The following is a 24,383-nucleotide window of genomic DNA, read 5'->3' as shown; positions in this document are numbered from 1 at the left end:
TATTCAAATTATACTTTAAACAACATTACTCACTTCAAATTTTCCATCTTTAAACGTGCAGCCGCTTAGTTGCCGTTACATATTGAATAACAATGAGGAACAAACATGATAGATCAAAGTTTATTAGACGCTGTTAAGAGCTATAGCGAAAATATGACTCGTCCAATTACTTTCGTATTGGGTAGTGGTGAGCATCAAAAACGTGCAGAGCTAATTGATTTTTTGACCAAAATTGCTGGCACTACCGATAAGATTAATTTTGATGCAACAGCGAATGATGATAGCTTACCAAGTCCGATTAGCTTTGCGGTCCGTAGTCATATTGGTGGCACGTTGACTGATACTGGTATCGTCTTTAGTGGTATCCCAGGCGGTCATGAATTTACCTCGCTTATCTTGGCAATCTTACAAGCTGGTGGTCATACGCTAAAACTAGATGAGGGTATCCAAAAGCTCATCAAGCGTTTCAATAAGCCATTACAGTTTCAAACATACGTGTCGCTCTCTTGCCACAGTTGCCCAGAAGTCGTTCAAGCGTTGAACCAGTTTGCGCTACTAAATGATGATATCAGCAATGAAATGATCGATGGTGCATTGTTCCAAGAGCAAGTAGAAGCAAATAACATCCAAGGCGTACCGGCAGTATTTTTAAACGGTAAACCGTTTGCTAATGGTCTGATTGATACCGCCAAGCTCATTGAAAAGCTACAAGAGCAATTCCCTGATTTATTAGCAGAAGCGGACGATGATGCCGAGCAGTTAGAGCAGCAAGATGTCACTATCATCGGTGCTGGTCCTGCTGGGATTGCCGCCGCGATTTATACCGCGCGTAAAGGCTTAAAAGTGACGATGGTCGCAGATCGTATCGGTGGACAGGTGAAAGATACACAAGATATCGAAAACTTAATCTCTGTGCCATTGACCACAGGCAATGAATTGTCTGCCAATTTTGAAAAGCACTTGCAAGAGTACAATATCACGCTCAAAGAGCACGTGAGTGTCAAAGAAATTAGCGAGACGGAAGAAGAAAATTACAGCATTCATCTAAACACGGGTGAGAAGTTTGAGACTCGCAGTATTATCTTAGCGACTGGTGCGCAATGGCGTAAACTTGGTGTACCAGGTGAAGAGGAAAATATCGGTAAAGGCGTTGCCTACTGTGCGCACTGTGACGGTCCTTTCTTTAAAGATAAAGACATCTCAGTTATCGGTGGCGGTAACTCTGGTGTCGAAGCAGCATTAGACCTTGCAGGTATCGTGAAGCATGTGACCGTACTTGAATTCGCAGATGATTTAAAAGCGGATCAGGTATTGATTAACAAAGCCAAAGAAAAAGCCAATATTGAATTTATCACTGGGGCGGCGACGCAAGAGATTAAAGCGACTGATGGTAAAGTGACTTCTATTGTTTATCAAGATCGCAGCACAGGTGAGACCCATGAGCGTGACTTGGCAGGAGTGTTCGTACAGATTGGCTTAGTGCCAAATACTGGATTCATTAAAGGCTTTGTCGATTTAAACCGTTTTGGTGAGATTGAGATTGATGAGCGTTGCCGTACCGATCGCAAAGGTATCTTTGCTTGTGGTGACGTAACGACGGTACCCTTTAAACAGATTAACATTGCGATGGGTGAGGGTTCTAAAGCTGCTCTAAGTGCTTTTGAATACTTAGTTATGCAGTAAGCCGTTCATCTATAAAGTTAGTTTGAGAAGCCACCTCTTTTGAGGTGGTTTTTTTACGTCAGAAACAATCAATTCTTATTTCTAATCAAAGCAATAATTGGCAGCGCAATCACATACATGAGCACCCCATATACAGCAGCAGGTAAGGCAATAGCAGGTAGACCAACTGCCGTTCCCATAATAATAGGGGCTAAAGTAATTGCAGTCGTACTGTTTTGAATACTGGTTTCTATTGAAATGGTTTTGGTATCAAACCAGCTAAGCTTTAGCGCTTTAGAAGTCAAAATGCTTAACACAAATAAGGCCATAATGATAAGGACCAGCTCAAGCCCCATTGACGTTAACTGTGATTTTAGGAGTTCCCAGTTGGAAGCGATGGCTGCAAAAACAATCAATACAAAAAAGATACTGGCTAAGCCATTTAGAATACTGCTCCTACGCACCATGAAGTTAGTGAATTTGTAGCGAGCAAGCATACCAAGGGTGACGGGTAAAGTCGTTAATAAAAACATCACCACACCAATTTTTACAGCGCTAATAGAGCTGGCTTGGTCTTGCATAAAATGGTTAAAGGCTAAAGTAATTAAGATGGGCAAAGTAATGACCGATAATAGACTAACCACACCAGTAAGCGCGACTGAAAGCGCGACATTACCCTTGGCATAATAGGTGAGCATATTACTGGTCACGCCGCCTGGGCAAAAACTAATTAGCATGATACCAAAGGCGATGGTTGGTGGTGGCCCCATCACTAGGACTACTGCTAAAGCGACTAAAGGCACAATAATGACTTGGTTTACTAATCCGACGAAAAACGCTTTGGGGTGATTAGCGATAACCTTAAAGTCACTGGGTTTGAGCCCTGTTCCTAAGGTAAACATAATATAGGCAAGAGCCAGAGGGAGTAAGGCCAGCGCAGTATTACTCATGAAACATTCCTTGTAAAAATGAAAGTCATCTTAGAATGACTTTTCAAATAGTCCACATTCCTTGTGGTTTTATAACTTCAAATATACTTTAAAACATCGTCTTAACTGTTATAAAAGCCCACATGTTTATATGGACTTAATTAGTTAACGCTTGCTCAAATAGTTAAAACCTCTAATTTATTAATCGTCTAACAAATCCATACGCTTAGCGGCTTCATAGATACCCGTTGAGCGATTGCCCGTACGGCAGAATATGAGCATTGGCTGCTCGGCTTGATTGAAGAAATCCGCGAATTCTTCGACGTGATTTTGATTGAGCTCACTACCAGCAAAAGACACTTCTTTGTAAGCAAGGCCCGCTTTTTTAGCAGCCGCTTCGATATCAGCGCTGGTTGGCTGTCCAGGCTCTTCACCGTCAGGACGGTTGTTGATGATGGTTTTGAAACCGTTTTCGGCAATCATAGGTATTTGGTCAGGGGTGATTTGTCCTGTAATGCTAACTTGATGGCTCATAGGAGCTCCTTTCTTAGAATGATTTATTTAATGTAGTTAGTGTTTGTTTAAGATATTACTTTCTCAGATACGTTGTTTTTGAGACCCATTGTTTTAAGCTCAATATATAAACGTTATAACAAGCCTTGCATCAACGCGCTTTGATACAGCAATTTAGCGCGTGCACCGGTACCACAAAACATCAATATAGGTTTGGGTGCGGTACGATAAAAATCAGCAAATTGCTGCACAGTCATCATGCTTAGGCGCTCATCATCAAAAGGTATATGATGATAAGTTAGGTTCGCCTGCTCGGTAGCCGTGGCAAAATCACAGCTGTTAGGCTGAGTATCAACCTCAGCGTCAGGACGTATATTGAGCACTGAGCGATAGCCAAGCTCTGCAATTTTGATACATTGGCTTGGGTAAATTTGCTTATAGATCGTTATATCATCGGTCATAAATAGATTCAATTGGGTTTGTTAAAGTGCATTTATTAAAGAAGGTTTATCAATACAATAAGCTAGCATAACACAGGCTCTATCATAGCGATATTTTGTTGTAGGCAACAATAGTGATTGAAGGTCTAATGTATAAACAAAGTGGTTGCTAACTATCTTTTAATGCATTGACGGCATCTAAGGTACTTAGGTAGACCTGTCCTGATAGCTTGGTAATCAGAGGGGTATGTCCAATGACATCCATGACTGGACCTTTCACGAAGCTAAAGTGTAAACGCTTATCTTGCAGCGCTAGCTCTTTATTGAGAGTACTGAGCATCTCTTGCGCAGTTAGGTCAATGTGATTGACTGCCGACATAATTAAGATAAGTTCATTTGCGTTTGGATACTGTTGCAAAGCGTTTAAAATACGCAGGTGCACTGACTCACTATTACCAAAGAATAGACTCTCATCGATACGCAATAGTAATAGATTATTAAAGGTCACTACGTCATGACGATTGATATTGCGAAAATGTCCTGTACCTCCTAACTGTCCGACGATGGCAACATGCGGCTTACTCGATTGCCAAATAAGGCTGGCGAATGACACCATCAGGCCAATGACCAATCCAGTATTTAGCCCAAATATCAGCACACCTGCGAACGCCGCCATAAAGCTTGCACCATCTAAGCGATCACGCTGCCAAGCAGACTTTAATGTGTCAATATCGACCAGCCCAATGATTGAGGCCATGATAGTCGCGCCAAGTAGCGCATAGGGTAGAGGAGCAAGCGCATTACCAAAGGCAATCAGCGCGGCAATCATCACCAGCACCGTCACAAGACTGGCCACTGGGGTTTTGGCACCTGAATCGACATTGATAGCAGTGCGTGAAAAACCACCTGCAACCGCAAAGCTTTGAAACAGCCCACCAGAGAGGTTTGCCAGTCCAAGTCCGGTCAGTTCACGATTGGCATCAAAGCTCTCACCACGTAGCCGAGCATAAGTGCTAGCGACTGAGCTACTGGACACAAAGATGATAAGCGCCATTAGTCCTGCTGTCGGTAGAAGCTTGAGCGCTTCTTGAACATCTGGCACATGAGGCAGCGTAAAGCTCGGTAGTCCTTGCGGAATACTACCGATGGTCGCTACTCCAAGCGCACTCCAATGCAATGCCATACTGAGTACAATCGCGATAACAAGTAAGATAAGCGGGAATAAGCGCTCCGCCCATTTAGCATAGGACGATGATAGCCATGTGCGCCATACCCATTTGCTCGCGTAACGGTTCGCCACCAAAAGTGCAAAGGCAACAACACCAATGAGCAAGGTCAGTGGATGCAGTTGGCGCGCATACATCTGCATGGTAGATAAATAGCCGATTAAGCTGCTACCAGCGATTGGAATGTCGGTTAAGTACTTAAGCTGGCTGACGAAGATTAGAACGGCAGCACCGCTCACAAATCCTGCCGAGACCCCGCGACTGATAAACTGCATAATCCAGCCGAGCTTTAATCGCCCAGCAATCCATAGCAGCGTCCCTACCATTAGAGCCAGTAAACTTGCCATCAACGCGTACTGCTCAGTCCCTTGCTCAGCGTAAGGAAGCAGGCTACTGGCAGTCATAATAGCGGTAATGGCGACTGGTCCGACAGCTTGTACATTACTAGAGCCAAGCCAAGCGTAGATGATGACAGGCACAATCGCCGCATATAAACCATAAACAGGTGGCAATCCTGCGAGCACGGCATAGCCTAGGCTTTGCGGTATCACGAGTACGCCTACCACAAGACCAGCGACGACATCCGTTGGCAAGGCTGTTAGCTGGTATTGACGCAGCCAAGTAGGAATCAGACGAGCGGCGATAGAGGCCATATCAATACGTCATCACAATAGAAAGCATCATTACATTAAGCCCTGTTGTATTAAGGAGTAAGGCTAGTACGCTATTATTCTGCTTTGGCACAAAAACGTTGATACAGTAGCTCTAGTACGGCTAAGGCATCGTCGCTTGCGATACTATAGTAAATTTGCTTGCCTTCGCGACGTGTCGTGACCAGTTCATCCTTACGTAGGATGCCCAGCTGCTGCGATAGACTTGGCTGTCCAACACCGACCAAGCCTTCAAGCTCACCGACACAGTATTCACCTTGAGTCAGCTGGCATAATAAAAGCAAACGATCGGGATGCGAGAGCGACTTCAATAATTGGCTGGCTTGCATGGATGCTTGTTGCATTTGCTTAGCAAGATCTATTGGTGCAAAGTCGGCTGTATTATCAAGTGATACATCATCGCTAATGCTGTGAGTCGATGTACCCAATGCTGAAGTAGAAGTAGTCAGAGTGAGCTCCTTATATAAGAGAGCGATAGAGGGCGCTGTCTTGTTAATAAATAGATAGTTAATTATCAATGATATCAAAAATTATAGCAAGTTATCATTAATTACATTATATAAATTGATAAAATGTATCGTAGTTGCTATATTGGTTGTCTTAAATAAGTCGTTAGCACATTTAAATATTATATACGACTGAATATTATACTTAAGTGTTATTTAGAGATTAAAACATTCTTATTATCGAACGCCCATATAATTAATTACTCTTACGATTAAATCATTCATATAAAAGTAGAGAGGCAGCCATGCAAGTTCATTCATTCTTACATAGCGACACCGAGACCTATACGCACGTACTAGCCGACGTTCAGCAAAAACTGTGCGCGATTATCGATCCGGTATTGGACTTTGATTCCAACTCAGGAAGCACTGATACCAAAAGCATTGACGAGGTCATTGAGTTTGTACGTGAGCATGGTTGGGAGCTAGTCTATATCATTGAGACCCATGCGCATGCGGATCATCTATCGGCTGCTATCCATGTAAAAGAAACACTTGGCGGCCAATTAGTTATAGGTCAGCATATCACCGAAGTACAAAAAATATTTAAACAGATTTTTAACTTCGATACCAGTTTTCGTACCGATGCCAGCCAGTTTGATATTTTGACAGACGATGGTGAGACATTAGAGCTTGGTAGCATTACCATCACCGCGATGTATGTGCCAGGTCATACGCGTGCTGATATGGCCTATATTGCTACTGATAAAGAAAAAACCGCGGTCTTTGTTGGGGATACATTATTTGCACCTGATGTGGGTACGGCGCGCTGCGACTTCCCCGGTGGTGATGCCAAAACGCTGTATCAGTCAATCCAAAAACTGTTAGCACTCCCTGAAAATACGATCATGTATCTGTGTCATGATTATCCGAGTAAAGGTCGCAAGCATTGCCCAACCACCACTGTCGCTGCGCAGAAGCTGGGCAATATTCATGTGAAAGACGGTATTAATGAAGCAGAATTTGTACAGATGCGTGAACGTCGTGATGCTACTCTTGGAATGCCACGTCTGATTATTCCAGCGGTACAAGTCAATATTGATGCTGGTCACTTTCCAAAGCCAGAAGACAACGGTACTCGTTATCTAAAAATACCCATTAACGCACTTGGATAATGGATAATGGATAAGTACAGTGTTATGGTATATTTAACATGGCTTAGTGAATAGTTTGAATAAAAATAAATCATGATAGCCATTGAAACAGGAGTTCTATAATGAGTGAGCCAAACTCTCATCTAGTATGCCCGCATTGCCAAGCAACCAATCGTGTACCAATTGCACGGCTGAGTGCTGCGCCAAAATGTGGTAAATGCGGTCAACCATTATTAACCGGTAGCCCTCATGAGCTAAACGCGCAAACAGCCAATAAAATCATTCAAAAAAACGATGTATTGACCATTATTGACTTTTGGGCGAGCTGGTGTCAGCCCTGTATTATGATGGCGCCACAGTTTAAGACGGCAGCCAGTCAATTGCCACAAGTGGTCTTTGCTAAAGTACAGACTGATAAATACGAGCAAGCAACTGCACCTTACAATATTCGCAGCTTGCCGACGATGGTGGCCTTTAAAAACGGTAAAGAAGTCGCGCGTCAGTCAGGCGCATTACCTAGCGGACAAATCGTTCAATGGGTGCAAAGCTTAAATTCTTAATCTTAGACTGAGTTATTGCTCGTTATGATTAGACAACAAAAAGCCAATACGTTAATTGCGTATTGGCTTTTTTGATGAGATAACGATAATACCTTAACGACTTTATATATAGTTTATTTATTCACCATAAATCTTAACGCCATTGACGAAGCTACAACGCTGGATACGGGCAGATTGAACAATCGCGTCACGCTCGCCGTAAAGCCGTGATAACTTAGCATCGCGGGCTTTAGTATTGTTGCTTTTACCAACCCCAAAGCTGATATTAGGTGAGATCCCCCAGCGTCCAGCAGAAACCCCAACACCGACACCTGAAGTAGACAAAGTTGACTGCTCATTACGAGCGGCATCAACATAACGATTTACACGGTTATATTCTTGGCTAAGTGTTTGGCAGTTATAGTTCTGATAGGTACTTGGCGGTACATATTGTGGCGTGATATTACCGGTAGATGCGCAGCCTGAGAGACCAAAAATGCCAGCTGATGCTAGTAGTGTCGCTGCAGTAAGAGTTTTCATAGTGGCTCCATAAGGCTAAGTGATTGTATTTGTTTAAGATAGCAAAAATAAAGTGATTAAGATATTGAAAAATACACCAATTATTAAATGTAATTTCGTGCAGTTAATAATTTTATTAAGGATAAATCGACGATCGAATCAGGATCAAAATAAGTTTGCAGGTTTAGCAAAGGCGAGTATCACAATACCAATGTAGGCAACAGCCGCAATGAGAATTCCTGTTTTTCTTTGGGTAGGTGTCGCATGATTGTTGAATGCTTTAATACTAGCGCTAATGGCAGCGACAAGTAAGATTATTTTAGCAAATACCCATTGGACAGGTGCGTTCGCACTCATCAGCTGCATCAGCATCATAGCCCCTGAAAGTATGACTAAAGCATAGACAATATGATTGGCTATTTTAACCACACGTGGTGCCCGTCTATTGGCGCTTAATACCAGATAGCTTTGATATAAAAATAGTACAACGACTAGTAATGCCATTAGCATATGTAAATGTTTCATCGAATGTGGTTTCCTTTACAGTTGCAATTTGCAAGCTTATTTATAATATCTAATTATTATATGAATATGACTGACTACTTGTTTTGTCCAGCACATAACGGGCTATCAGGGCTTTGGCCTTGCCATTCGGTCGGTGTGTACGCATGAATAGCTAAGGCGTGTACTTGGCCGCCTTGTGAGGTCAGTAATGGTGTAACCAGCCCGTATATTAATTGGTGGCGTCCAACCAAGCGCTTACCTTCAAAGGCGTCACTCACGATGGTCAGTTTAAAGTGGCTTTCTTTACCTTCAAAATAACCAGCATGATTCATTGACTCGTTAATCAGTTCGATATGCTGAGGTTGTAGGGCTTGTAGCTCGGCACTTAGAGCATCAGCAGTAGGTGTGGTATTCATAGCAATCCTTAAATGTATTCTTGCTTGATGTTTTTTTCTTAATAAATTTTGTCTAATGGTAACTATTTAGAATTTAGCAATTTGTGAATGACATATTGTGCCCATTATAGCAGACGCTGCTAGCTGTACAGGGCGCTATTAAATTGGGCATGGCTTCTAAGAAATATAACTTCTAAAGAACAGAATCTCTAACTGCCAAAAATTATCGAGTAAACGGTTTTTTGGTGCAAAAGCTTCTTAACTAGAGATACAAAAAAGCAGAGCGCAACACATGGTTTGCACTCTGCTTGTTATGATCTATAGCAACTTATTCCAGGAACTTACTCAAAATATAACGTCTAAAAACTCACGATTAACGACGTGATTTTTGGTATAGCGGCATTACCTTAGGCATTAATGATTGTAATTCGACAATGCGATTGCTGCTACTCGGGTGAGTACTTAAGAACTGTGGTGGCTCACCTTGGCTAGCGCGTTGCATTTTTTGCCATAAGCTAATAGTAGCTTGCGGGTTGTAACCTGCGCGTGCCATTAGCTCAAGACCAATTTGATCTGCTTCAGCTTCTTGTGTACGACTGTGCGGACGGCTTAGACCTAGGTCGCCGGCTACGGTTGCTAACTGTGCTTGACCTTGTGACAAACCAAAAATACTGGCTGCTACACCGATACCTGTTTGAGTGGCATATTCGCGTGAGATACGCTCGCGTGAATGTTCACGAAGCGCATGAGACATCTCATGACCCATAATGGCAGCTATCTCATCGTCAGTCAGGTTTAGACGGTCAATGATGCCTGAATAAAACATAATCTTACCACCAGGCATGACAAAGGCATTTAGCTGATCAGACTTGATAGTATGCACTTCCCATTGCCATTTCACTGCATCTGGACGATACACACCAACTTGACCGATTAAACGGTTAGAGATGTTCTTTAAACGATTGAGCTGGGCTTTATTGGTGTCGAGTAAGCCGCGCGCCTTTGCTTCTTGCATTGTTTTGGCATAACTTTGCGCTGATAATTGCAAAACTTGCTCATTCGAGACTAGTAACAGCTGCTGACGGTCAACACCAACGGCACCACTATTTGTGGTACTGGTACAGCCAGTCAATGCAAGTGCCGACAGTGAAGCTGTCATTACCGTAGTGGTAAGCAGTTTTTTCATAATAAATATCCTCGATATAAATAGTAAAAAGAAAAGTTGAACAAAGCTGATATTAGTACAGTAGACAAAATGATAGTTTGTTATTTAAGTTCTACTACCGTTTGCTAATCTACCTAACCAGTAAAATTTTACCCGAACTATTGTCAGACATAAGTATAATAATGTTAACGAGGTAAAACCAATGCAGGAAAAGTAACAATACAACGTATGATTGTAAGTGAAGTACAGAAAGGCAAGGTAGGTGATAGTACATGGAGACAAGAGTGAGCGATAAAAAAAGTTATAAGTAGGGTAGATGAATATATTACAACTGTAAAACGTATGGTTATTAACAAAATAAGCATAACATCAGATATATTTCTCTTACCACCGTAAAATAATCCAAACACAATTTACGATTAATACTTGTCATTAAATCAGTAGTTTATGCCAGATTATCTCTTTAGCTTAGTCTGGAAATAACAATATTAGCAATAATTTTTAAAAAACATATTGACACTCACAGAATATTTGCTAAAATAGCCAGCCTATCGAGACGTAGTAGTTATTAATATTACGGTTTGATATCCAGCGGGAATAGCTCAGTGGTAGAGCATAACCTTGCCAAGGTTGGGGTCGAGAGTTCGAATCTCTTTTCCCGCTCCAAATATGGCTTGAAAGAGCACTAAAGCCTCACTTCATTGTGGGGCTTTTTTTATGGGTAAAATTTATAGCGCTAATTTCTAATACTAATAGCTACTGGAACATACGATATTTTTATAACGACTGTTCTCGTTGTAAAGTGTCGATTACAAAAGACTGATGATTTGTCACATCAACCATTTAATAAGTATGCGCCAAACCACGCATACTTATTAAATGGTTCAGTTAGAGCCGACAACCAATTTATAGCCAGTAATATAAAGAATGATATAAATAACTATTATAAGGAATAAGTATGCAAGCATTTGAACCTAAAACCTTTGATAAATTATTCGATTTATCTGGCAAAACTGCCATCGTGACTGGCGGTGCCAATGGCATTGGTAAGGCTTCTGCGCTACGTTTAGCACAAGCTGGGGCAAATATTGTCATCGCTGATTTAAAAATTGACGATGCTAAAGCGGCTGCACAAGAAATCGAAAGCTATGGTGTCAAAGCATTGGCGGTTGAGTGTAATATCTTAAAAGATGAAGATTTGGTCGCTATGGTTGATAAAGCTATGGAAACATTTGGTTCTATCAACATATTGATTAATAACGCTGGTGGTGGCGGTGGTGGCCAAGAGAATCCGTTTGAGATTTCGGTGAATGACTTCCGTCGTGATTTTGAGTTAAATGTCTTTAGCGCATGGCGCCTATGTCAGCTATGTGTACCGCATATGAAAAAGTCAGGTTACGGCTCAATCGTTATCACAACGTCGATGTCGAGTATCAATAAAAGCCCTGATATGAGTGGATATGCAGCATCGAAAGCCGCGGTGAACCATATGGTAGCCAACCTAGCTCATGACTTCGGCCCAGAAGTACGTATTAATGCCGTTGGCCTTGGTGCCACGCAAACGGACGCACTAAAAACAGTGCTCACGCCTGAGATTGAAGAGAAGATGCTAGCGCATACGCCTATTAAACGTCTAGGTGAAGCAGAGGATATCGCTGGTGCGATGCTGTATTTTTCCGCACCCATATCAGAGTGGGTGAGTGGTCAGACACTGTTTGTAAATGGTAGCGGTGTGCAAACTTTAGATTAAAATTGACGATATAAAAGTATTGAAATCAAAGTATTAAAGTAAAAGCATCATCTGACTTTTGACTAGATGATGCTTTTTTTATTATCAGTATATTTTCACAAAAAAAAGCCAAGCAATATGCTTGGCTTTTGTCTGTAAGTTAATTAACAAACTATTTACTTCTTTATGGACAATGCCACGGTTTTATTGCCTATCCAATTCACCCATTTCACTGGAAAAAAACGCAACTGTAATCTAATTAAGTTCGCTATTACGCCTGGTACGACTAGAAACTCTCGGTTTTCTACGCCTTTTAACATGGATTTAACCGCGCCCTCAATCTTCAGCTCACCTGCTAACTTTTTCATACCGACGCCAGCTTGCGACATGACGCCGACTTCAGATTGTGTCAATGGTGTATCTATCGGCGGTGGGGCGAAGACGGTAATATCGATACCCAATGGCTTCCATTCAAAGTTTATCGACTGCATCATGCCCCAAATGGCAAACTTCGAGGCACTATAAGAGCTGTAGCCATAACTACCAGTGAAGGATGACATGGAAGCGGTAACCATGACTTGCTTGCCACGTGATAAAAACGGACGCACAGCAGACAGTACGTTGCGTGTACCGAATAGATTGATGTTCATCACCCGCTCAAATTGCTCTTGGCTCATATCATCAAAAGTCCAAGGCCCTGTAATCCCCACGAAATGCATTAAAATATCTGGCGATAAGCTTTCGGCAGCTGTAGCGATTTGCTTAGTGGTCATATCCGCATCGGTCACATCCAACTGATAGGTTGCAATTGAAGCGTCATTTTTATTCATAGCTTGCAAGCTTGATAGCACCTCATCAAGCGGTTGTACATCAAACAGTACTAGGTTAGAACCTTGGTTAATCAGTTGCTTAGCAGTCTCTAATCCAATACCTGAGGCTGCGCCAGTAATATAAACCGTCTTATTGGTAAAATAACCCATTAGGCACTTTCCTTTTGCATTGAGCTATCTTTCGTGGCAGTTGTCTGCGCTGAGCGACTTTTTTCCGATTTTTTCTGTAAAGTTCCGAATTTTGCCTCACCGATGAGATGACTGACTTTATGACCAGGGATAAGCCAGTAAGGGGTCGCTTCACTGCTTGAAGCGCAGTTAGGAAAGTCAGGGTTTTTAGAGGGACCGGCGATGGTTTTTTCAACGACCATCGAGATATATTGTTCATTACTGCCTTCAAGCGTGTTGCCGTTTAGGATGACTTCCATGCCTGTCTGCTGAGCATAACGGCGAAAGGCATTCACTTTTGAGTTCATTGGAGCGTAAGCATCTGCGCCGACGCCATTCTCTGAGGTGACTCTTATACCATCTGGCACGCGCGCGACTAGTGAATGATTGCCCTCGGTATGACCTGGAGTATGCACCAGCGCCAAGCCTTTGCCCAATTGGATACTCCCAGTAAACTTAATGACTTTATCAGGGTCGACGCCTTCGATGCCGTTGGGACAATACCAATCCGCTTGCACTGGCAGCAAGGCAGTGGTACTTAGCCACTCTTGCTCATGCACCAAAATTTTGGCATTAGGGAAGTAGGCAGCGTTATCTTTCGTGCCTGTGTTTGTAGTGCCTGTATTTTTAGTGCCAAGCCAGCGACGTATATCTTGGGTATGCAGATGATCATAGCTGATGTAATCAACATCTTCTGGTGCTAAGCCGACTTCCGCAAGTGCACCTGCCACATCACGGATGATGGGAGCGACCACGCTTTCAAGCGGTGACCAGTTGGGCATCTTGTCCGTTAAGCGCTTAAAAAACGGCGTCTCGCGGTCTGCTTCGATATCAGAAGGAGAGAACAGCAAAGTCTTTAATTCGCCTAAAAAGTCATGATATTGAATGATAAAAATACGGTTAAGAATATGAAGGTAGGGGAATTTATAAGTGCTTTGGGTATAGACGCCGCTGTAAGCGTACCATGTTGGGTAGGGCACTCTAACCATATCGGCGCTTTGATAAAATTGAACAGGTGGCTCATCCATAAAGCGTTCTCTGAATGCGCTTGCCTGCTTGCGAGCTGTGTTTAGACGCTCTTGAGGTAGTGGACTTTGGCGTACGTTATCAAAGTCGTTAATCGCTTTCATGCCTAGTGCTTGCAAATCCATAATGCATCTCCTTATGACTGATGGATATCTTGAGACAATACTAGCAACATTGTTTTAAGGTTTATAGCGACTTTAGAAAACTGTTGGGTTCTACTATGTTAGGTCAGATTATGTATTTGTTTATCAGAACTCATCCCAATAAGGATGGTCGCCAAAACGCTCTGCAATAAAGTCAATCAAATAACGGCAGCGCTGTGACAAGAAGCGGTTCTTAGGGTAAACCGCATAAGCATTAAGGGTGGGCAATTGATACTGCTTAAGAATAGGCACTAGCTCACCTTTGGCCAATCTTTGGTAAGCGATAAAGGTTGGTATAAAAATAATACCATGACCTTTCACTGCCAAATCCACTAAGAACTCACCATTAGTCGCTTTGATTTTTGCGTTTATTGTATGGTTGTGTTTTTTCCCTTGCGCGTCCGTCAGGGTTAACGTGCTTGTTTTGCCCAGACCATATTGCAAGAACTCATGTTCTTGTAAGTCTTCTAGGGTCTCAGGCGTTCCCATCTTTTCTAAATACTCTGGGCTGGCACAAAGCGCATAACGAATCAGCGCTAAACGCTTTGCCTGATAGCTGGAGTCTTGTAGCTCTCTAATACGAATGGCTAACTCAAAACCCTCTTCAATCAAGTCAACGTGTCGATCAGAAAAATCCAAATCAAAGCTTAGATTGGGATGTTGATTGGCGTACTCATCAATCACATCATTCAGATGCATAAGCCCAAATGACAGGGGTGCTGTCATCTTTAGCGTGCCTTCAATGCGTGTAGGCGCACCACTGGTCTGCTCGTTAAGTGCGTCCACTTCACTGAGTATATTGTTCGCCTGTCGGTAATAATGCTCACCAGCCTCGGTCAAGTTAGACTGCCGAGTGGTCCGGCTTATCAACTGATTGCCCAAGCGAGTCTCTAAATCCTTTAAACGCCTACTCACAGCCGATTTGGCAACATCTAACTGCTCAGCGGCTTTAGTAATACTACCGGCTTCGACAATGCGTACAAACATTGCCATATCTTCTAGTTGTCCCATCCTAGCTACCCTATTATCGTTGCCCGCTATATCGTATTATCTTATCTTATAGCTTTGCAAGGGGAGTTCTTTAAGTAGAACTCCCCTTGCAAAATCTCGCAGAATCAAAAAAGCTGGGTTAAAAAACCCAGCCTACTTCTATTAAATAATGTGTTATTACATATTGTTTTAAGGGGATGAACCAGCCTTATTTAAGATCTGCCTTTTTGCTGGCTTCTACTTGAATGACCAGTTTGATGTCTTTCATCATACCGCCATCTGTATAAGTATCGATACCCCATTTGGTTCTATCGATAGTGGTTTCAAAATCACCACCACAAGCTTCAGCTTTTAATAAAGGGTTGTCATAGCAGTTAAACTTAGTAGCCGTTAAAGTCACAGGGTGAGTCTTATCAAGCAGCGTTAAGTCACCTTTGACTGCCTTGACTTTATCGCCATCAAACTGCCACTCAGTAGATTTAAAATAAGCCGTTGGGTATTTTTCTACATTAAAAAAGTCAGCAGATTTTAGATGTCCATCAAAGATTTTGAGGCCTGTGCTCAAGCTACCCATAGGGATAGTAATCCCTATAAAACCTTTTTGATCTTCAGGTGCGTACTCAAGTGTGCCCGATAGATTATGGAAGCCACCAGCGTTGGTCGTGGTGCCAAAGTGATCGACAGAAAAGCGCACTGCGGTATGGTGAGGGTCAAGCTCGTAAGTAGCAGCGTGACCTAAAGTGCTAAGCATGCCAAGAGCACTGATAGCAGCAAAAGCCACAACGCGATTTGCTTGTTTGATAGATTTTAAAGTCATGATAGATAATCCTTTTTAAGTAAGTAAATTGATTAGGTTACATATAAGCAAGTACAGGGTTGAGTAAATATACCGCCTTTTTCAGTTATCAGCTCAAAGACTGATTTAATTTGGAAGCTTGCTTGTTAAGCATAGCTTATGCATTGAATTGATAAGTTTAGCAAAAAACGACTGTATTTGATGCTCAACAGTATCGAAAAATGTATATTTCCGTTATTTTTTGTACTATTTGGGGCTGTTGTAAATACTTCAATAAATAAACCCCGCTAAAGTAATTAAGTAATTATTAATTGTTCTCAAAATAAGAACAGATATTTGTGATTATTGCTGTTTATATAAATTTAGTCAATGTGTACAATAATTCCACTGAACAAACAGTCGAAAAAAACTTAAATATATCTACATTCGTAAATATATATTCATAAATTTATGGAGAGTAATGATGGATAAATTACAAGATATGAGCGCCCCTATTGGTCGCCTATTTTTATCAATGATTTTTATTTTTTCAGGGTTTTCTAAGATTACGGGTTACGCTGCAACAGCAGGTTATATGGAATCGGTAGGCGTACCAAGCTTACTATTGCCACTAGTGATTGCACTTGAGTTATTAGGTGGTATTGCTATCTTAATTGGCTTTAAAGCACGTCTAATATCATTGTTATTTGTTGGATTCAATATCGTTTCTGCGCTTATTTTCCATCAATTCTGGAATGACGAATCACAGATGAACCCATTTATGAAAAACATCGCGATGGCTGGTGGTTTCTTAATGATATTTGCTCATGGTCCAGGCGCTTATTCAGTTGATAAAGATCATGCACCCAGAACAAGAACGTTACACTAAGCAACGCTAAATTAAGTAACGCTAAGCTAAGCACAATTAAATCAATTAACGTACGGTAAAGAGGAGGTCTTCATCATTATGAACGCATCGACGAATATAGCCCTAATCATTGGTAGCTTACGAGAGGCATCAATCAATCGTAAGTTTGCAGAATATATGGTGTCGCAATTTCCAGATAGCCTCACGGTGACAGAAGTGAATATCGCAGACTTGCCTCTTTATAATCAAGATTATGATGACCAGACGATTGAGAGTTATGATCGTGTCCGTAAGCAGATTAAAAATGCTGATGCCATATTGATTGTCACACCAGAGCATAATCGTACGATGCCTGCTGCCTTAAAAAATGTCATCGATATCGCCTCTCGTCCTCATGGCGATAGCGCTTGGACAGACAAAAAAGTAGCAGTAGTGACAGCGTCTCCTGGCACTTATGGTGGCAGAGCTAGCGGTCTCGATGTCCGTAAAAGCATGCAAATGCTATCGGCTCAAATGATGATTAGCCCTGAAGTATACCTAGGCCATGCTACTGATAGCCTAAATGAAGATGGTAGCGTCAGTGAGCGCACGCAAAAATTCCTGCAAAAGTTTGTGGATGAGTTTGTAGTGTTTGCCGGAAATGCCAGTGCATAACAGCGCCTCTAACAACATTGAATCTAACAATACTGTATCTAAGAATGATAAGAGTGGTGCTCAAGATGGTAAGCCATCAAGCTTTTGGCAACGTTATCAAGCGCCCGTGTTACTCACGGTCGTTGGCGGTGCCATTGATACCATTGGCTTTATAACTTTGTTTGGGTTTTTTACCGCTCATGTTACTGGTAACTTAGTACTAGCAGGTAGCGGCTTGGTGAAAGGCGAAGATGGTCTATGGATTAAGCTTGCATCTGTACCGCTGTTTATTTTGACGGTAGTAGTAACGAAGATATACATAGATAAAAGCAAAAAACAGCAGCTGATCCTGAGTCATTTATTCTTAGCTGAAGCAGTGTTTTTGACCGCATTTATGATCGCGGGCTTGTCTTTTCAACCCTTTATCGATGCAGGTGCTATTACCGTTGCGATAACTGGTGGCTTAGGTTTAACGGCTTTAGCGATTCGTAATACGGCCAGCAAAACAGTCATTAAGCACATGAGTCCAACGGTACTGATGACAGGCAATACTACGCAGTTAGGAATAGGCCTATCAGATTACTTATCAAATAGAACGTCTGAGAATGCTAAAAAGTTAGTTCATAGCTCAGCGTTGGTCATGAGCTTTGTGATTGGTGCGTTATTAGGCGCTGTTCTGTATGTTAAGTTGAGCTATTGGGCAGTTGGTTTATTTGTACTGCCAGTTCTTTACTTGTCGATTTTGTCTAGAGATAAGGATTTTTTACGAAATATTGGTTAAGGCTTTAAGCGCTTTCAATTTTTGAATGATTATGAGCTCTATTGTTCTTAAAACAAGAACTTATATTTGTGTTCATCGTGGTTTATCTATTTATAGTCAACAATTATAATAGTTAAATCAGCGAACGTAATCAGAAGTTTATACAAAAAATTGTTAATGAGTTTACAAAATTCATAGGAGAGTCCAATGGCTAATATAGATGAGAGAAAAGATGAAAGTGATGAGGTACGGGACAACAACCCAGACTCTAATCTAACGTTTTGGCAACGTTACCAGATACCTGTAATGTTAACTACGGTTGGCGGTGCTATTGATACCATTGGTTTCGTCGGACTGCTCGGCTTCTTTACCAACCATGTGACAGGTAACTTGGTGATGGCAGGTGGTGGACTTGTCGAAGGTGGTGATGGGCTTTGGGTCAAATTAGGCGCGTTACCAGTATTCTTGATTACAGTCATTCTTACCAAACGCGCTATCAATATTGCCAGCGCAAACAAACCAATACTTAGTAATTTACTGTTTGCGGAAGTCGCCTTTTTACTCGCATTTTTAGCGTCGGCTATCTATTTCGGTCCTTTTGAGCAAGCTGGTACGCTAGAAGTCGCCTTTACTGGCTTTTTAGGTCTAACCGCTTTTGCCATTCGTAATACTGCAGGTAAAACAGTAATGGGTAAGATGAAACCTACATTACTGATGACAGGTAACACTACTCAGCTTGGTATCGACTTGTCTGACTATGTATTTGATCGCAATAATTGCAACATGGACAGTCTGAGACATAGCTTTACTTTGGTTGCTAGCTTTACCTTAGGTGCCTTTTTTGGCGCGGTATTATACATTTATATCGGTCTATGGGCGATAGCACCTTTCATCCTACCAGTACTGTACGCGGCAATTAAAATGCGTAATAAGCAGTCTTTGAAACATGCAACAGGTAAGTAATGCTATATCGATTAAATAGTAGTAATGATAGAAAGTAACAGTAATAAAAATAATGATAGAAGTGATAAATAAAAATATTTAAATTCAGATAGGTTTTTAATTTAATAGCTATCATTATGATTTAAAAAGAATTTTTAACATAAAGCTAACAAACAACATACTAGCATATTAATGAAATATAAAATTGTTATGCTAATATATTTTTAAGAAATATTTACTATTGCATAGTAAGTTTTAAGTTAAACTTAACTATAATAAATGGTTCGTGTATGATAACGGCACTAGACCACTTTGATTTTTTCACTAAAAAAGGAAAGTATTATGTCTGATTCAAATACTAATGAAAATTTAAAAACTGATGACAACTTATACAACCGTCTATCTTTGGATAATGCTGTTGTGTTATTCGTAGATCATCAAGCAGGTCTATTATCTTTAGTTCGTGACATCGAGCCAGCTGAATTCAAAAATAACGTCATGGCACTTGCAAAATTGACTAAGTACTTTGACTTGCCAGCAGTGATGACGACTAGTTTTGAGCAAGGTCCAAACGGTCCTATGATGCCAGAGCTAAAAGAGATGTTCGCTGATGCGCCTTATATCGCTCGTCCTGGTCAGATCAATGCTTGGGACAACGAAGATTTTGTTAAAGCCATTGAAGCCACTGGTCGTAAGCAATTGATTATTGCTGGTATCGTGACTGAAGTATGTGTTGCATTCCCAGCGTTATCTGCCCTAAAAGCGGGCTATGAAGTATTTGTGGTGACTGATGCTTCAGGTACATTTAATGAGCTTAGCCGTACCTCTGCTATCGATCGTATGGTAGCTGCTGGCGCACAACCACTGACTTGGTTCGCTGTAGCCAATGAAATCCGTCGTGACTGGCGTGAAGATATGGAAGGGTACCTAGACCTTTTCTATCAAACAATCCCAGCTTATGCTCCATTAATCGACAGCTACAACGCTTTAACTGATGACAGCAATAAGTAATATAAGCTATTGACTGTTTATTGTTGAATCAAAAACGCCATGCTTTTTAGCATGGCGTTTTTTTTGACTCGTTTTTTATTATTGACTTGATACTTTATTAAGGTTTTGCGTCATGAAATACAGAGTTGGCTTTATACTCTGGATGCTTGTCGATATAAGAATTGACGTAAGGGCAGGTGGGTTTGACCCGTAAACCTTTAGCAGCAGCATCATCTAAGATTGATTTAACAAGGTAACCTGCGATACCGCGTCCACTCAATTCTTTTGGCACTTCAGTATGTTTATATTCAATGCCTTTTTCACCCTGACTAGTGGTAAAAAACTCATAGTCCTCAAAAGCAATATGACCATCAACATGAATCTCAAAGCGTTTTCGCTCAGTATTATCGATCAGCTCGTAATTTAAAGACTCTCTGTTTGACTCATTAGACATAATTAACTTTCCTTATTAGTTGGTTTTATCTATTTAACATTTTATAGACTTAACTCTATTTAGTTAACATTAATAATATTAACAGCTTATGCTGATTGTTCTGTTATGAATATATTACTCTATTAAGGTTGTTTAATTGTTCTTAGAATAAGAATAGTTATTTGCGATTTACCATGTTTATCTCTTCTTCAACAACAATTATAATAGTTCCATTGTTTAGACAAGTTCGTTAATAGTAAATTTTCAGACATGTTTAACTCCTCAATAAATAAGGATAAATTATGAAAACTATCTATCATGCAGCAGATTCTCGTGGCGATGCAAACCATGGCTGGCTCAAAAGCAAGCACACTTTTAGTTTTGCAAATTACCACAACCCAGAGCGTATGGGCTTTGGCGCACTACGCGTCATCAATGATGATTTTGTCATCGGTGGTCAAGGTTTTGGTAAGCACTCGCATCGCGATATGGAAATCATCAGTATTCCATTATCTGGTAAGCTCGGTCATGGCGATAACATTGGTAACAATGGCATTATCGAAACGGGTGAAATCCAAGTTATGTCAGCTGGTACTGGCATTACTCACAGTGAGATGAATGGCGATGACAAAGAGGACGTAAAGTTCTTACAGATTTGGGTCATTCCAAACAAAATGAACGTAGCGCCTCGTTATCAGCAAGTACGCATGGATGAAATCATGCAGCCAAACGAGTTCAATCAAGTATTGTCACCAAACGCTGATGATGCTGGCGTGTGGATTCATCAAAATGCTTGGTTTAGCATGGGTGATTTTGACAAAGGCGTGACTCAGACTTACCAGTTAAATGACCCTAATAACGGTGTCTATATATTTGTCATTAGCGGTAAAGTAAACGTAAACGGTAACACTTTGGATACTCGTGATGGACTTGGTGCTTGGGATACTAAGAACTTCACGATGGACGTAGAAGAAGATGCTAAGGTACTACTAATGGAAGTGCCGATGAGTTTCTAAGACACTTCTTAGAGGTACCAAAGCAGTTTCTAAACTGTTTTGGTGCTACTCTTTAAATGCTAATATTTAGAGGTTATTAGAGTCATAAGGTACTATAGTTAAAAGTAGCGTATCGAAATATTGATAACATTTATATTTATGACAGGTAAATCGTTTATCGGCGCTACTTTTACTTCTGCCTATTGTATTTTGTACATACCATATTTTGCACAGTGTCATGTACATCCCATTGAATATCACATAATTGATAATAAGAGGTGAACCATGAGTATCGATATCTTAGAACCACGTTTGGCAGATGTTGGCGGTATTCCAATTGCCCGTCTTTTACCCAATACGGGCAAAAAGCCTATTGGCGCTTGGTGCTTTTTGGATCATGCAGGCCCAGCTGAATTCGATGAAGATGATGCAGGCATGCAAGTCGGCCGTCATCCGCATACTAATTTGCAAACCTTTAGCTGGATGTTAAATGGCGAAGTGCTGCACAAAGACAGCTTGGGTAATGAGCAAGTGATCACTAAAAATCAAGTCAACGTCATGACCGCAGGGACAGGCCTTAACCGAGGCATCAGCCATACTGAGCAGAGCGTCTTTCCAGATACTGGTGGCTCGTCAGATGCGGCACGTGCGCTGAGCATGGTACAACTATGGATTGCATTGCCTACCGATAAAGAAATTGAGCCAGACTTCCATCATTATCCAGAGCTGCCAACGTGGCGCGAGGATAGCGTGGAGATGATACTGACGACAGGTAGCTATACTAGCGTATCAGGCGAGCGCTATGAAGCGCCTACCATCCAATATTCAAAAATGGTCGGTATTGATGTCTACTTTTTAGAAGATGGTGAAGTCACGCTCAACTTAGAGCCAGGTTTTGAATATGGTATCTTGGTTACAGAAGGCGAGATTGAGTCTGAAGGCAAAGTATGCCCACAAGATCAATTACTGCGCTTTCATGATACCGATGTCGCCAACAATGAAAGCATTAAGCTAGTCGCCAAAAAAGGTACGCGTGTGATGTTTATCGGCGGTGAGCCTTTGAACAACCAAGTGCTACTATGGTGGAACTTCGTCGCAGACAACAAAGCTGAGATTGAACAATCAATTATTGACTGGAACAATGGTCATGAACGTTTCGGTGAAGTTGATTCTGATATGAAGCGTCTGCCTGCTCCAGAATTGCCTGAAGGTTTTAAAGGTTAGTTTGTTTAATATAACTTTTATAATATATTACATTGTTAAGTTTTTTTACGAAAAGAAAGTACGAGTTTAAGCTGGTTTTCTTTATAATCAGTTAGATTGTTTTAGCGAATGGTTATTGAGTCTAACTCTTTAACCATACTCATCTAGCATTTATTCTAACCCATTCATATTAATAATTTGGAGAAGTACTATGTCAGATTTACAGAAGTTGCATCAACTTGCTGAAAAGCGTCGTTCTGTCTATGCGTTGAGCAATCAACTACCAGTATCGAATGATGAAGTCGTTAAACTGGTTGAGCATGCTATTTTGCACACCCCATCAGCTTTTAACTCGCAATCAACGCGTATCGTTGTGTTGTTTGGTGATGACCATCAAAAACTTTGGCAAATTACCGAAGATACTTTACGTGGTATTGTCGATAATGAAGAGCAATTTGCTGCGACCAAGCAAAAGATGGATGGCTTTAAAGCTGGCGCTGGTACGGTTATGTTCTTTGAAGACCATAGCGTCATTAGAAACATGCAAGCGGCTGCTCCTTTATATGCTGACAAGTTCCCAATCTGGGCAGACCAAACCAATGCAATGCACCAGTATGTAATCTGGACAGCATTGGCTAGCCTCGACATCGGTGCTAACTTGCAGCATTACAACCCAATCATCGATAAAAAAGTGGCTGACACTTGGAACATTGATGAACATTGGGAATTGAATGCGCAAATGGTATTCGGTGCTATTGAGCAGCCAGCAGGCGATAAAGAGTTTAAGTCTGTTGAAGAGCGTATGAAAGTATTTGGTTAATGGAATATTATCAAATAGTTTAGTCTTCTGAACATACTATATGAATTGTGTGTTTGATGATTGAAGCAGCAACAAAAAGCGCCATCCGACTATCAGTTGGGTGGCGCTTTTTTTTGGCTTTTACAAATTTTTAGCTGTTCAAATTAACTTTTCAAAACATAAAGAAACGTTACCGATATCTAGTCGATGCTAAGTAAAAAAATACAATTATTATAACGTGCTACTGGTATAAATTTTCCTTGCTTGCTGTGCCTACGCAGACAGAGGCTACGCAAAATTTACCCCAGTAGCACTGTATTTGTTTTATAAGGACACGCCCTAGATTTTATGAGAATGATCAATAACCAATCAACACTATAATCACTGCTATCTGATCGCTACTCACGTTTCATAAGGCTATTGGCTACCCAAGCTGGACCAATCAATAAAAACTGTAAATCTTCAAAAAATGATGGTTTTTTGCCTTCGATTTTGTGACCGATAAACTGTCCAATCCAAGCTACGATGAAGACAGCTGCCCAAACCTTAAAGCCCCATGGCAATAAAGTCATCACTGATAGACAAATAAGGATAAAAATTCCCATCGCCATAAATAACGGGGTAGATAAGCGCATATAAAACAACAATACTAAGGCGCTAAGTACCAATGTAAACCAGACCGATAGCGACATTCCCATTCCTAACAGACTAACGAAGATAGTAGGAACGCAAAGCCAATGGATCTTTTTATTGATTAAGTTTTGATGGCTGACGGCATACTCACTCAGCCATTGCTCAAGTGTACGTTTGGACATACCTGTACGATTGATACGCGACATACTAACCTCCTTGTTAGTGTTTAAGCTCTTTCAGTATTTAAGGTTAAGCTGAACTACTAGTTGTAGCATTATTTGCGATGATCTACCACATTATCAG

The 24,383-nt window shown here is 41.1% G+C and carries 27 protein-coding genes and 1 tRNA gene; 13 read left to right on the top strand and 15 right to left on the bottom strand.

The window, feature by feature from the left end; translation table 11 throughout:
* Nucleotides 1-105: 105 nt before the first annotated feature.
* Complete coding sequence (gene ahpF, locus AK823_RS11450) at nucleotides 106-1,683, top strand: alkyl hydroperoxide reductase subunit F (RefSeq protein WP_068329353.1); 1,578 nt, start codon at nucleotides 106-108, stop codon at nucleotides 1,681-1,683.
* A 68-nt stretch (nucleotides 1,684-1,751) separates the two neighbouring features.
* Here the strand turns inward: ahpF and AK823_RS11445 are convergent, their stop codons facing one another.
* The 5 genes from AK823_RS11445 to AK823_RS14355 form a co-directional block, all read right to left on the bottom strand.
* Nucleotides 1,752-2,612: a bile acid:sodium symporter family protein gene (locus tag AK823_RS11445; protein WP_068329351.1), complete on the bottom strand. Its 861-nt coding sequence runs from the start codon at nucleotides 2,610-2,612 to the stop codon at nucleotides 1,752-1,754.
* A gap of 180 nt (nucleotides 2,613-2,792) precedes the next feature.
* Nucleotides 2,793-3,125, bottom strand: a complete 333-nt coding sequence (locus AK823_RS11440; protein ID WP_068329349.1) for a TIGR01244 family sulfur transferase — start codon at nucleotides 3,123-3,125, stop codon at nucleotides 2,793-2,795.
* A 113-nt stretch (nucleotides 3,126-3,238) separates the two neighbouring features.
* Nucleotides 3,239-3,565: a sulfur transferase domain-containing protein gene (locus AK823_RS11435; RefSeq protein WP_068037681.1), complete on the bottom strand. Its 327-nt coding sequence runs from the start codon at nucleotides 3,563-3,565 to the stop codon at nucleotides 3,239-3,241.
* A gap of 148 nt (nucleotides 3,566-3,713) precedes the next feature.
* Entirely contained in the window at nucleotides 3,714-5,423 is a 1,710-nt protein-coding gene (locus AK823_RS11430) for a SulP family inorganic anion transporter (RefSeq protein ID WP_068329347.1), read from the bottom strand.
* 74 nt (nucleotides 5,424-5,497) lie between these two features.
* Nucleotides 5,498-5,785 carry a metalloregulator ArsR/SmtB family transcription factor gene (locus AK823_RS14355; RefSeq protein ID WP_068039438.1) on the bottom strand — a complete coding sequence of 96 codons (288 nt, stop codon included), beginning with the start codon at nucleotides 5,783-5,785 and terminating at the stop codon, nucleotides 5,498-5,500.
* Between the two features lie 407 nt (nucleotides 5,786-6,192).
* Here AK823_RS14355 and AK823_RS11420 point away from each other — a divergent pair, with 407 nt between their 5' ends.
* On the top strand, nucleotides 6,193-7,062 hold the full coding sequence (locus AK823_RS11420; RefSeq protein ID WP_068329346.1) for an MBL fold metallo-hydrolase: 870 nt from the start codon (nucleotides 6,193-6,195) through the stop codon (nucleotides 7,060-7,062).
* A 101-nt stretch (nucleotides 7,063-7,163) separates the two neighbouring features.
* Complete coding sequence (gene trxC, locus AK823_RS11415) at nucleotides 7,164-7,601, top strand: thioredoxin TrxC (protein WP_068329345.1); 438 nt, start codon at nucleotides 7,164-7,166, stop codon at nucleotides 7,599-7,601.
* 117 nt (nucleotides 7,602-7,718) lie between these two features.
* Here trxC and AK823_RS11410 read toward each other — a convergent pair whose 3' ends face one another.
* From AK823_RS11410 to AK823_RS11395, 4 genes are all read right to left on the bottom strand, one after another.
* Entirely contained in the window at nucleotides 7,719-8,120 is a 402-nt protein-coding gene (locus AK823_RS11410; protein WP_068037672.1) for a hypothetical protein, read from the bottom strand.
* Between the two features lie 144 nt (nucleotides 8,121-8,264).
* Entirely contained in the window at nucleotides 8,265-8,624 is a 360-nt protein-coding gene (locus AK823_RS11405) for a SirB2 family protein (RefSeq protein ID WP_068329336.1), read from the bottom strand.
* Nucleotides 8,625-8,698: 74 nt separating this feature from the next.
* Nucleotides 8,699-9,019 carry a BolA family protein gene (locus AK823_RS11400; protein WP_068329335.1) on the bottom strand — a complete coding sequence of 107 codons (321 nt, stop codon included), beginning with the start codon at nucleotides 9,017-9,019 and terminating at the stop codon, nucleotides 8,699-8,701.
* 352 nt (nucleotides 9,020-9,371) lie between these two features.
* On the bottom strand, nucleotides 9,372-10,184 hold the full coding sequence (locus AK823_RS11395; RefSeq protein ID WP_068329332.1) for a M48 family metallopeptidase: 813 nt from the start codon (nucleotides 10,182-10,184) through the stop codon (nucleotides 9,372-9,374).
* A 570-nt stretch (nucleotides 10,185-10,754) separates the two neighbouring features.
* On the opposite strand from AK823_RS11395, the gene AK823_RS11390 reads away from it, so the two are divergent.
* Together AK823_RS11390 and AK823_RS11385 are read left to right on the top strand one after the other, a co-directional pair.
* Nucleotides 10,755-10,829: transfer RNA gene (locus AK823_RS11390), tRNA-Gly, on the top strand.
* Between the two features lie 292 nt (nucleotides 10,830-11,121).
* Nucleotides 11,122-11,913, top strand: a complete 792-nt coding sequence (locus AK823_RS11385) for a glucose 1-dehydrogenase (RefSeq protein WP_068329330.1) — start codon at nucleotides 11,122-11,124, stop codon at nucleotides 11,911-11,913.
* Between the two features lie 155 nt (nucleotides 11,914-12,068).
* Here AK823_RS11385 and AK823_RS11380 read toward each other — a convergent pair whose 3' ends face one another.
* From AK823_RS11380 to AK823_RS11365, 4 genes are all read right to left on the bottom strand, one after another.
* On the bottom strand, nucleotides 12,069-12,872 hold the full coding sequence (locus tag AK823_RS11380) for an SDR family NAD(P)-dependent oxidoreductase (protein ID WP_068329328.1): 804 nt from the start codon (nucleotides 12,870-12,872) through the stop codon (nucleotides 12,069-12,071).
* Nucleotides 12,872-14,041 carry a hypothetical protein gene (locus AK823_RS11375; protein ID WP_203226559.1) on the bottom strand — a complete coding sequence of 390 codons (1,170 nt, stop codon included), beginning with the start codon at nucleotides 14,039-14,041 and terminating at the stop codon, nucleotides 12,872-12,874. The genes AK823_RS11380 and AK823_RS11375 overlap by 1 nt, the downstream gene beginning before the upstream one ends.
* A 123-nt stretch (nucleotides 14,042-14,164) precedes the next feature.
* Nucleotides 14,165-15,070, bottom strand: coding sequence for a LysR family transcriptional regulator (locus tag AK823_RS11370; protein WP_068329326.1), 906 nt, complete (start codon nucleotides 15,068-15,070; stop codon nucleotides 14,165-14,167).
* A gap of 187 nt (nucleotides 15,071-15,257) precedes the next feature.
* Nucleotides 15,258-15,866 (bottom strand): YceI family protein, encoded by a 609-nt coding sequence (locus AK823_RS11365; protein WP_068329320.1) that lies wholly within the window; start codon nucleotides 15,864-15,866, stop codon nucleotides 15,258-15,260.
* 439 nt (nucleotides 15,867-16,305) lie between these two features.
* Here AK823_RS11365 and AK823_RS11360 point away from each other — a divergent pair, with 439 nt between their 5' ends.
* From AK823_RS11360 to ycaC, 5 genes are all read left to right on the top strand, one after another.
* Nucleotides 16,306-16,713, top strand: a complete 408-nt coding sequence (locus AK823_RS11360) for a DoxX family protein (RefSeq protein ID WP_228138855.1) — start codon at nucleotides 16,306-16,308, stop codon at nucleotides 16,711-16,713.
* A 78-nt stretch (nucleotides 16,714-16,791) separates the two neighbouring features.
* Nucleotides 16,792-17,346, top strand: a complete 555-nt coding sequence (locus AK823_RS11355; RefSeq protein WP_068037654.1) for an NAD(P)H-dependent oxidoreductase — start codon at nucleotides 16,792-16,794, stop codon at nucleotides 17,344-17,346.
* 106 nt (nucleotides 17,347-17,452) lie between these two features.
* Entirely contained in the window at nucleotides 17,453-18,106 is a 654-nt protein-coding gene (locus AK823_RS11350; protein WP_068039432.1) for a YoaK family protein, read from the top strand.
* 285 nt (nucleotides 18,107-18,391) lie between these two features.
* Nucleotides 18,392-19,048, top strand: a complete 657-nt coding sequence (locus AK823_RS11345; RefSeq protein WP_227514166.1) for a YoaK family protein — start codon at nucleotides 18,392-18,394, stop codon at nucleotides 19,046-19,048.
* A 321-nt stretch (nucleotides 19,049-19,369) separates the two neighbouring features.
* Nucleotides 19,370-20,038, top strand: coding sequence for an isochorismate family cysteine hydrolase YcaC (gene ycaC / locus AK823_RS11340; RefSeq protein WP_068037643.1), 669 nt, complete (start codon nucleotides 19,370-19,372; stop codon nucleotides 20,036-20,038).
* Nucleotides 20,039-20,135: 97 nt separating this feature from the next.
* On the opposite strand, the gene AK823_RS11335 is transcribed toward ycaC, so the two are convergent.
* Nucleotides 20,136-20,471, bottom strand: a complete 336-nt coding sequence (locus AK823_RS11335; protein ID WP_068037640.1) for a GNAT family N-acetyltransferase — start codon at nucleotides 20,469-20,471, stop codon at nucleotides 20,136-20,138.
* 281 nt (nucleotides 20,472-20,752) lie between these two features.
* Here AK823_RS11335 and AK823_RS11330 point away from each other — a divergent pair, with 281 nt between their 5' ends.
* The 3 genes from AK823_RS11330 to AK823_RS11320 all read left to right on the top strand — a co-directional run bounded on the left by AK823_RS11330 (nucleotide 20,753) and on the right by AK823_RS11320 (nucleotide 23,468).
* Nucleotides 20,753-21,466: a pirin family protein gene (locus tag AK823_RS11330; protein ID WP_068329317.1), complete on the top strand. Its 714-nt coding sequence runs from the start codon at nucleotides 20,753-20,755 to the stop codon at nucleotides 21,464-21,466.
* Nucleotides 21,467-21,730: 264 nt separating this feature from the next.
* Nucleotides 21,731-22,669 (top strand): pirin family protein, encoded by a 939-nt coding sequence (locus AK823_RS11325; protein WP_068329314.1) that lies wholly within the window; start codon nucleotides 21,731-21,733, stop codon nucleotides 22,667-22,669.
* Between the two features lie 190 nt (nucleotides 22,670-22,859).
* Nucleotides 22,860-23,468, top strand: coding sequence for a nitroreductase family protein (locus tag AK823_RS11320; protein WP_068329312.1), 609 nt, complete (start codon nucleotides 22,860-22,862; stop codon nucleotides 23,466-23,468).
* Nucleotides 23,469-23,845: 377 nt separating this feature from the next.
* Here the strand turns inward: AK823_RS11320 and AK823_RS11315 are convergent, their stop codons facing one another.
* Nucleotides 23,846-24,286, bottom strand: a complete 441-nt coding sequence (locus AK823_RS11315; protein WP_068329310.1) for an Mpo1-like protein — start codon at nucleotides 24,284-24,286, stop codon at nucleotides 23,846-23,848.
* Between the last annotated feature and the right edge of the window lie 97 nt (nucleotides 24,287-24,383).

Source organism: Psychrobacter sp. P2G3 (genome assembly GCF_001593285.1).
GTDB lineage: Bacteria > Pseudomonadota > Gammaproteobacteria > Pseudomonadales > Moraxellaceae > Psychrobacter.
Note: the sequence above shows the minus strand (reverse complement) of the source record. Positions and strands in the feature narration are given on the sequence as shown.

Excerpts from the sequence above, each read along its gene's own strand:
- AK823_RS11355 (WP_068037654.1), top strand. The coding sequence starts at position 16,792 with ATGAACGCATCGACGAATATAGCCCTAATCATTGGTAGCTTACGAGAG.
- AK823_RS11325 (WP_068329314.1), top strand. The coding sequence starts at position 21,731 with ATGAGTATCGATATCTTAGAACCACGTTTGGCAGATGTTGGCGGTATT.
- AK823_RS11405 (WP_068329336.1), bottom strand. The coding sequence starts at position 8,624 with ATGAAACATTTACATATGCTAATGGCATTACTAGTCGTTGTACTATTT.
- AK823_RS11365 (WP_068329320.1), bottom strand. The coding sequence starts at position 15,866 with ATGACTTTAAAATCTATCAAACAAGCAAATCGCGTTGTGGCTTTTGCT.
- AK823_RS11445 (WP_068329351.1), bottom strand. The coding sequence starts at position 2,612 with ATGAGTAATACTGCGCTGGCCTTACTCCCTCTGGCTCTTGCCTATATT.
- AK823_RS14355 (WP_068039438.1), bottom strand. The coding sequence starts at position 5,785 with ATGCAACAAGCATCCATGCAAGCCAGCCAATTATTGAAGTCGCTCTCG.
- AK823_RS11370 (WP_068329326.1), bottom strand. The coding sequence starts at position 15,070 with ATGGGACAACTAGAAGATATGGCAATGTTTGTACGCATTGTCGAAGCC.
- AK823_RS11420 (WP_068329346.1), top strand. The coding sequence starts at position 6,193 with ATGCAAGTTCATTCATTCTTACATAGCGACACCGAGACCTATACGCAC.
- AK823_RS11400 (WP_068329335.1), bottom strand. The coding sequence starts at position 9,019 with ATGAATACCACACCTACTGCTGATGCTCTAAGTGCCGAGCTACAAGCC.
- AK823_RS11375 (WP_203226559.1), bottom strand. The coding sequence starts at position 14,041 with ATGGATTTGCAAGCACTAGGCATGAAAGCGATTAACGACTTTGATAAC.
- AK823_RS11430 (WP_068329347.1), bottom strand. The coding sequence starts at position 5,423 with ATGGCCTCTATCGCCGCTCGTCTGATTCCTACTTGGCTGCGTCAATAC.
- AK823_RS11435 (WP_068037681.1), bottom strand. The coding sequence starts at position 3,565 with ATGACCGATGATATAACGATCTATAAGCAAATTTACCCAAGCCAATGT.
- AK823_RS11320 (WP_068329312.1), top strand. The coding sequence starts at position 22,860 with ATGTCAGATTTACAGAAGTTGCATCAACTTGCTGAAAAGCGTCGTTCT.
- trxC (WP_068329345.1), top strand. The coding sequence starts at position 7,164 with ATGAGTGAGCCAAACTCTCATCTAGTATGCCCGCATTGCCAAGCAACC.
- AK823_RS11440 (WP_068329349.1), bottom strand. The coding sequence starts at position 3,125 with ATGAGCCATCAAGTTAGCATTACAGGACAAATCACCCCTGACCAAATA.
- AK823_RS11410 (WP_068037672.1), bottom strand. The coding sequence starts at position 8,120 with ATGAAAACTCTTACTGCAGCGACACTACTAGCATCAGCTGGCATTTTT.
- AK823_RS11395 (WP_068329332.1), bottom strand. The coding sequence starts at position 10,184 with ATGAAAAAACTGCTTACCACTACGGTAATGACAGCTTCACTGTCGGCA.
- AK823_RS11330 (WP_068329317.1), top strand. The coding sequence starts at position 20,753 with ATGAAAACTATCTATCATGCAGCAGATTCTCGTGGCGATGCAAACCAT.
- AK823_RS11380 (WP_068329328.1), bottom strand. The coding sequence starts at position 12,872 with ATGGGTTATTTTACCAATAAGACGGTTTATATTACTGGCGCAGCCTCA.
- AK823_RS11315 (WP_068329310.1), bottom strand. The coding sequence starts at position 24,286 with ATGTCGCGTATCAATCGTACAGGTATGTCCAAACGTACACTTGAGCAA.
- ahpF (WP_068329353.1), top strand. The coding sequence starts at position 106 with ATGATAGATCAAAGTTTATTAGACGCTGTTAAGAGCTATAGCGAAAAT.
- AK823_RS11335 (WP_068037640.1), bottom strand. The coding sequence starts at position 20,471 with ATGTCTAATGAGTCAAACAGAGAGTCTTTAAATTACGAGCTGATCGAT.
- AK823_RS11345 (WP_227514166.1), top strand. The coding sequence starts at position 18,392 with ATGTTAACTACGGTTGGCGGTGCTATTGATACCATTGGTTTCGTCGGA.
- AK823_RS11385 (WP_068329330.1), top strand. The coding sequence starts at position 11,122 with ATGCAAGCATTTGAACCTAAAACCTTTGATAAATTATTCGATTTATCT.
- ycaC (WP_068037643.1), top strand. The coding sequence starts at position 19,370 with ATGTCTGATTCAAATACTAATGAAAATTTAAAAACTGATGACAACTTA.
- AK823_RS11360 (WP_228138855.1), top strand. The coding sequence starts at position 16,306 with ATGATGGATAAATTACAAGATATGAGCGCCCCTATTGGTCGCCTATTT.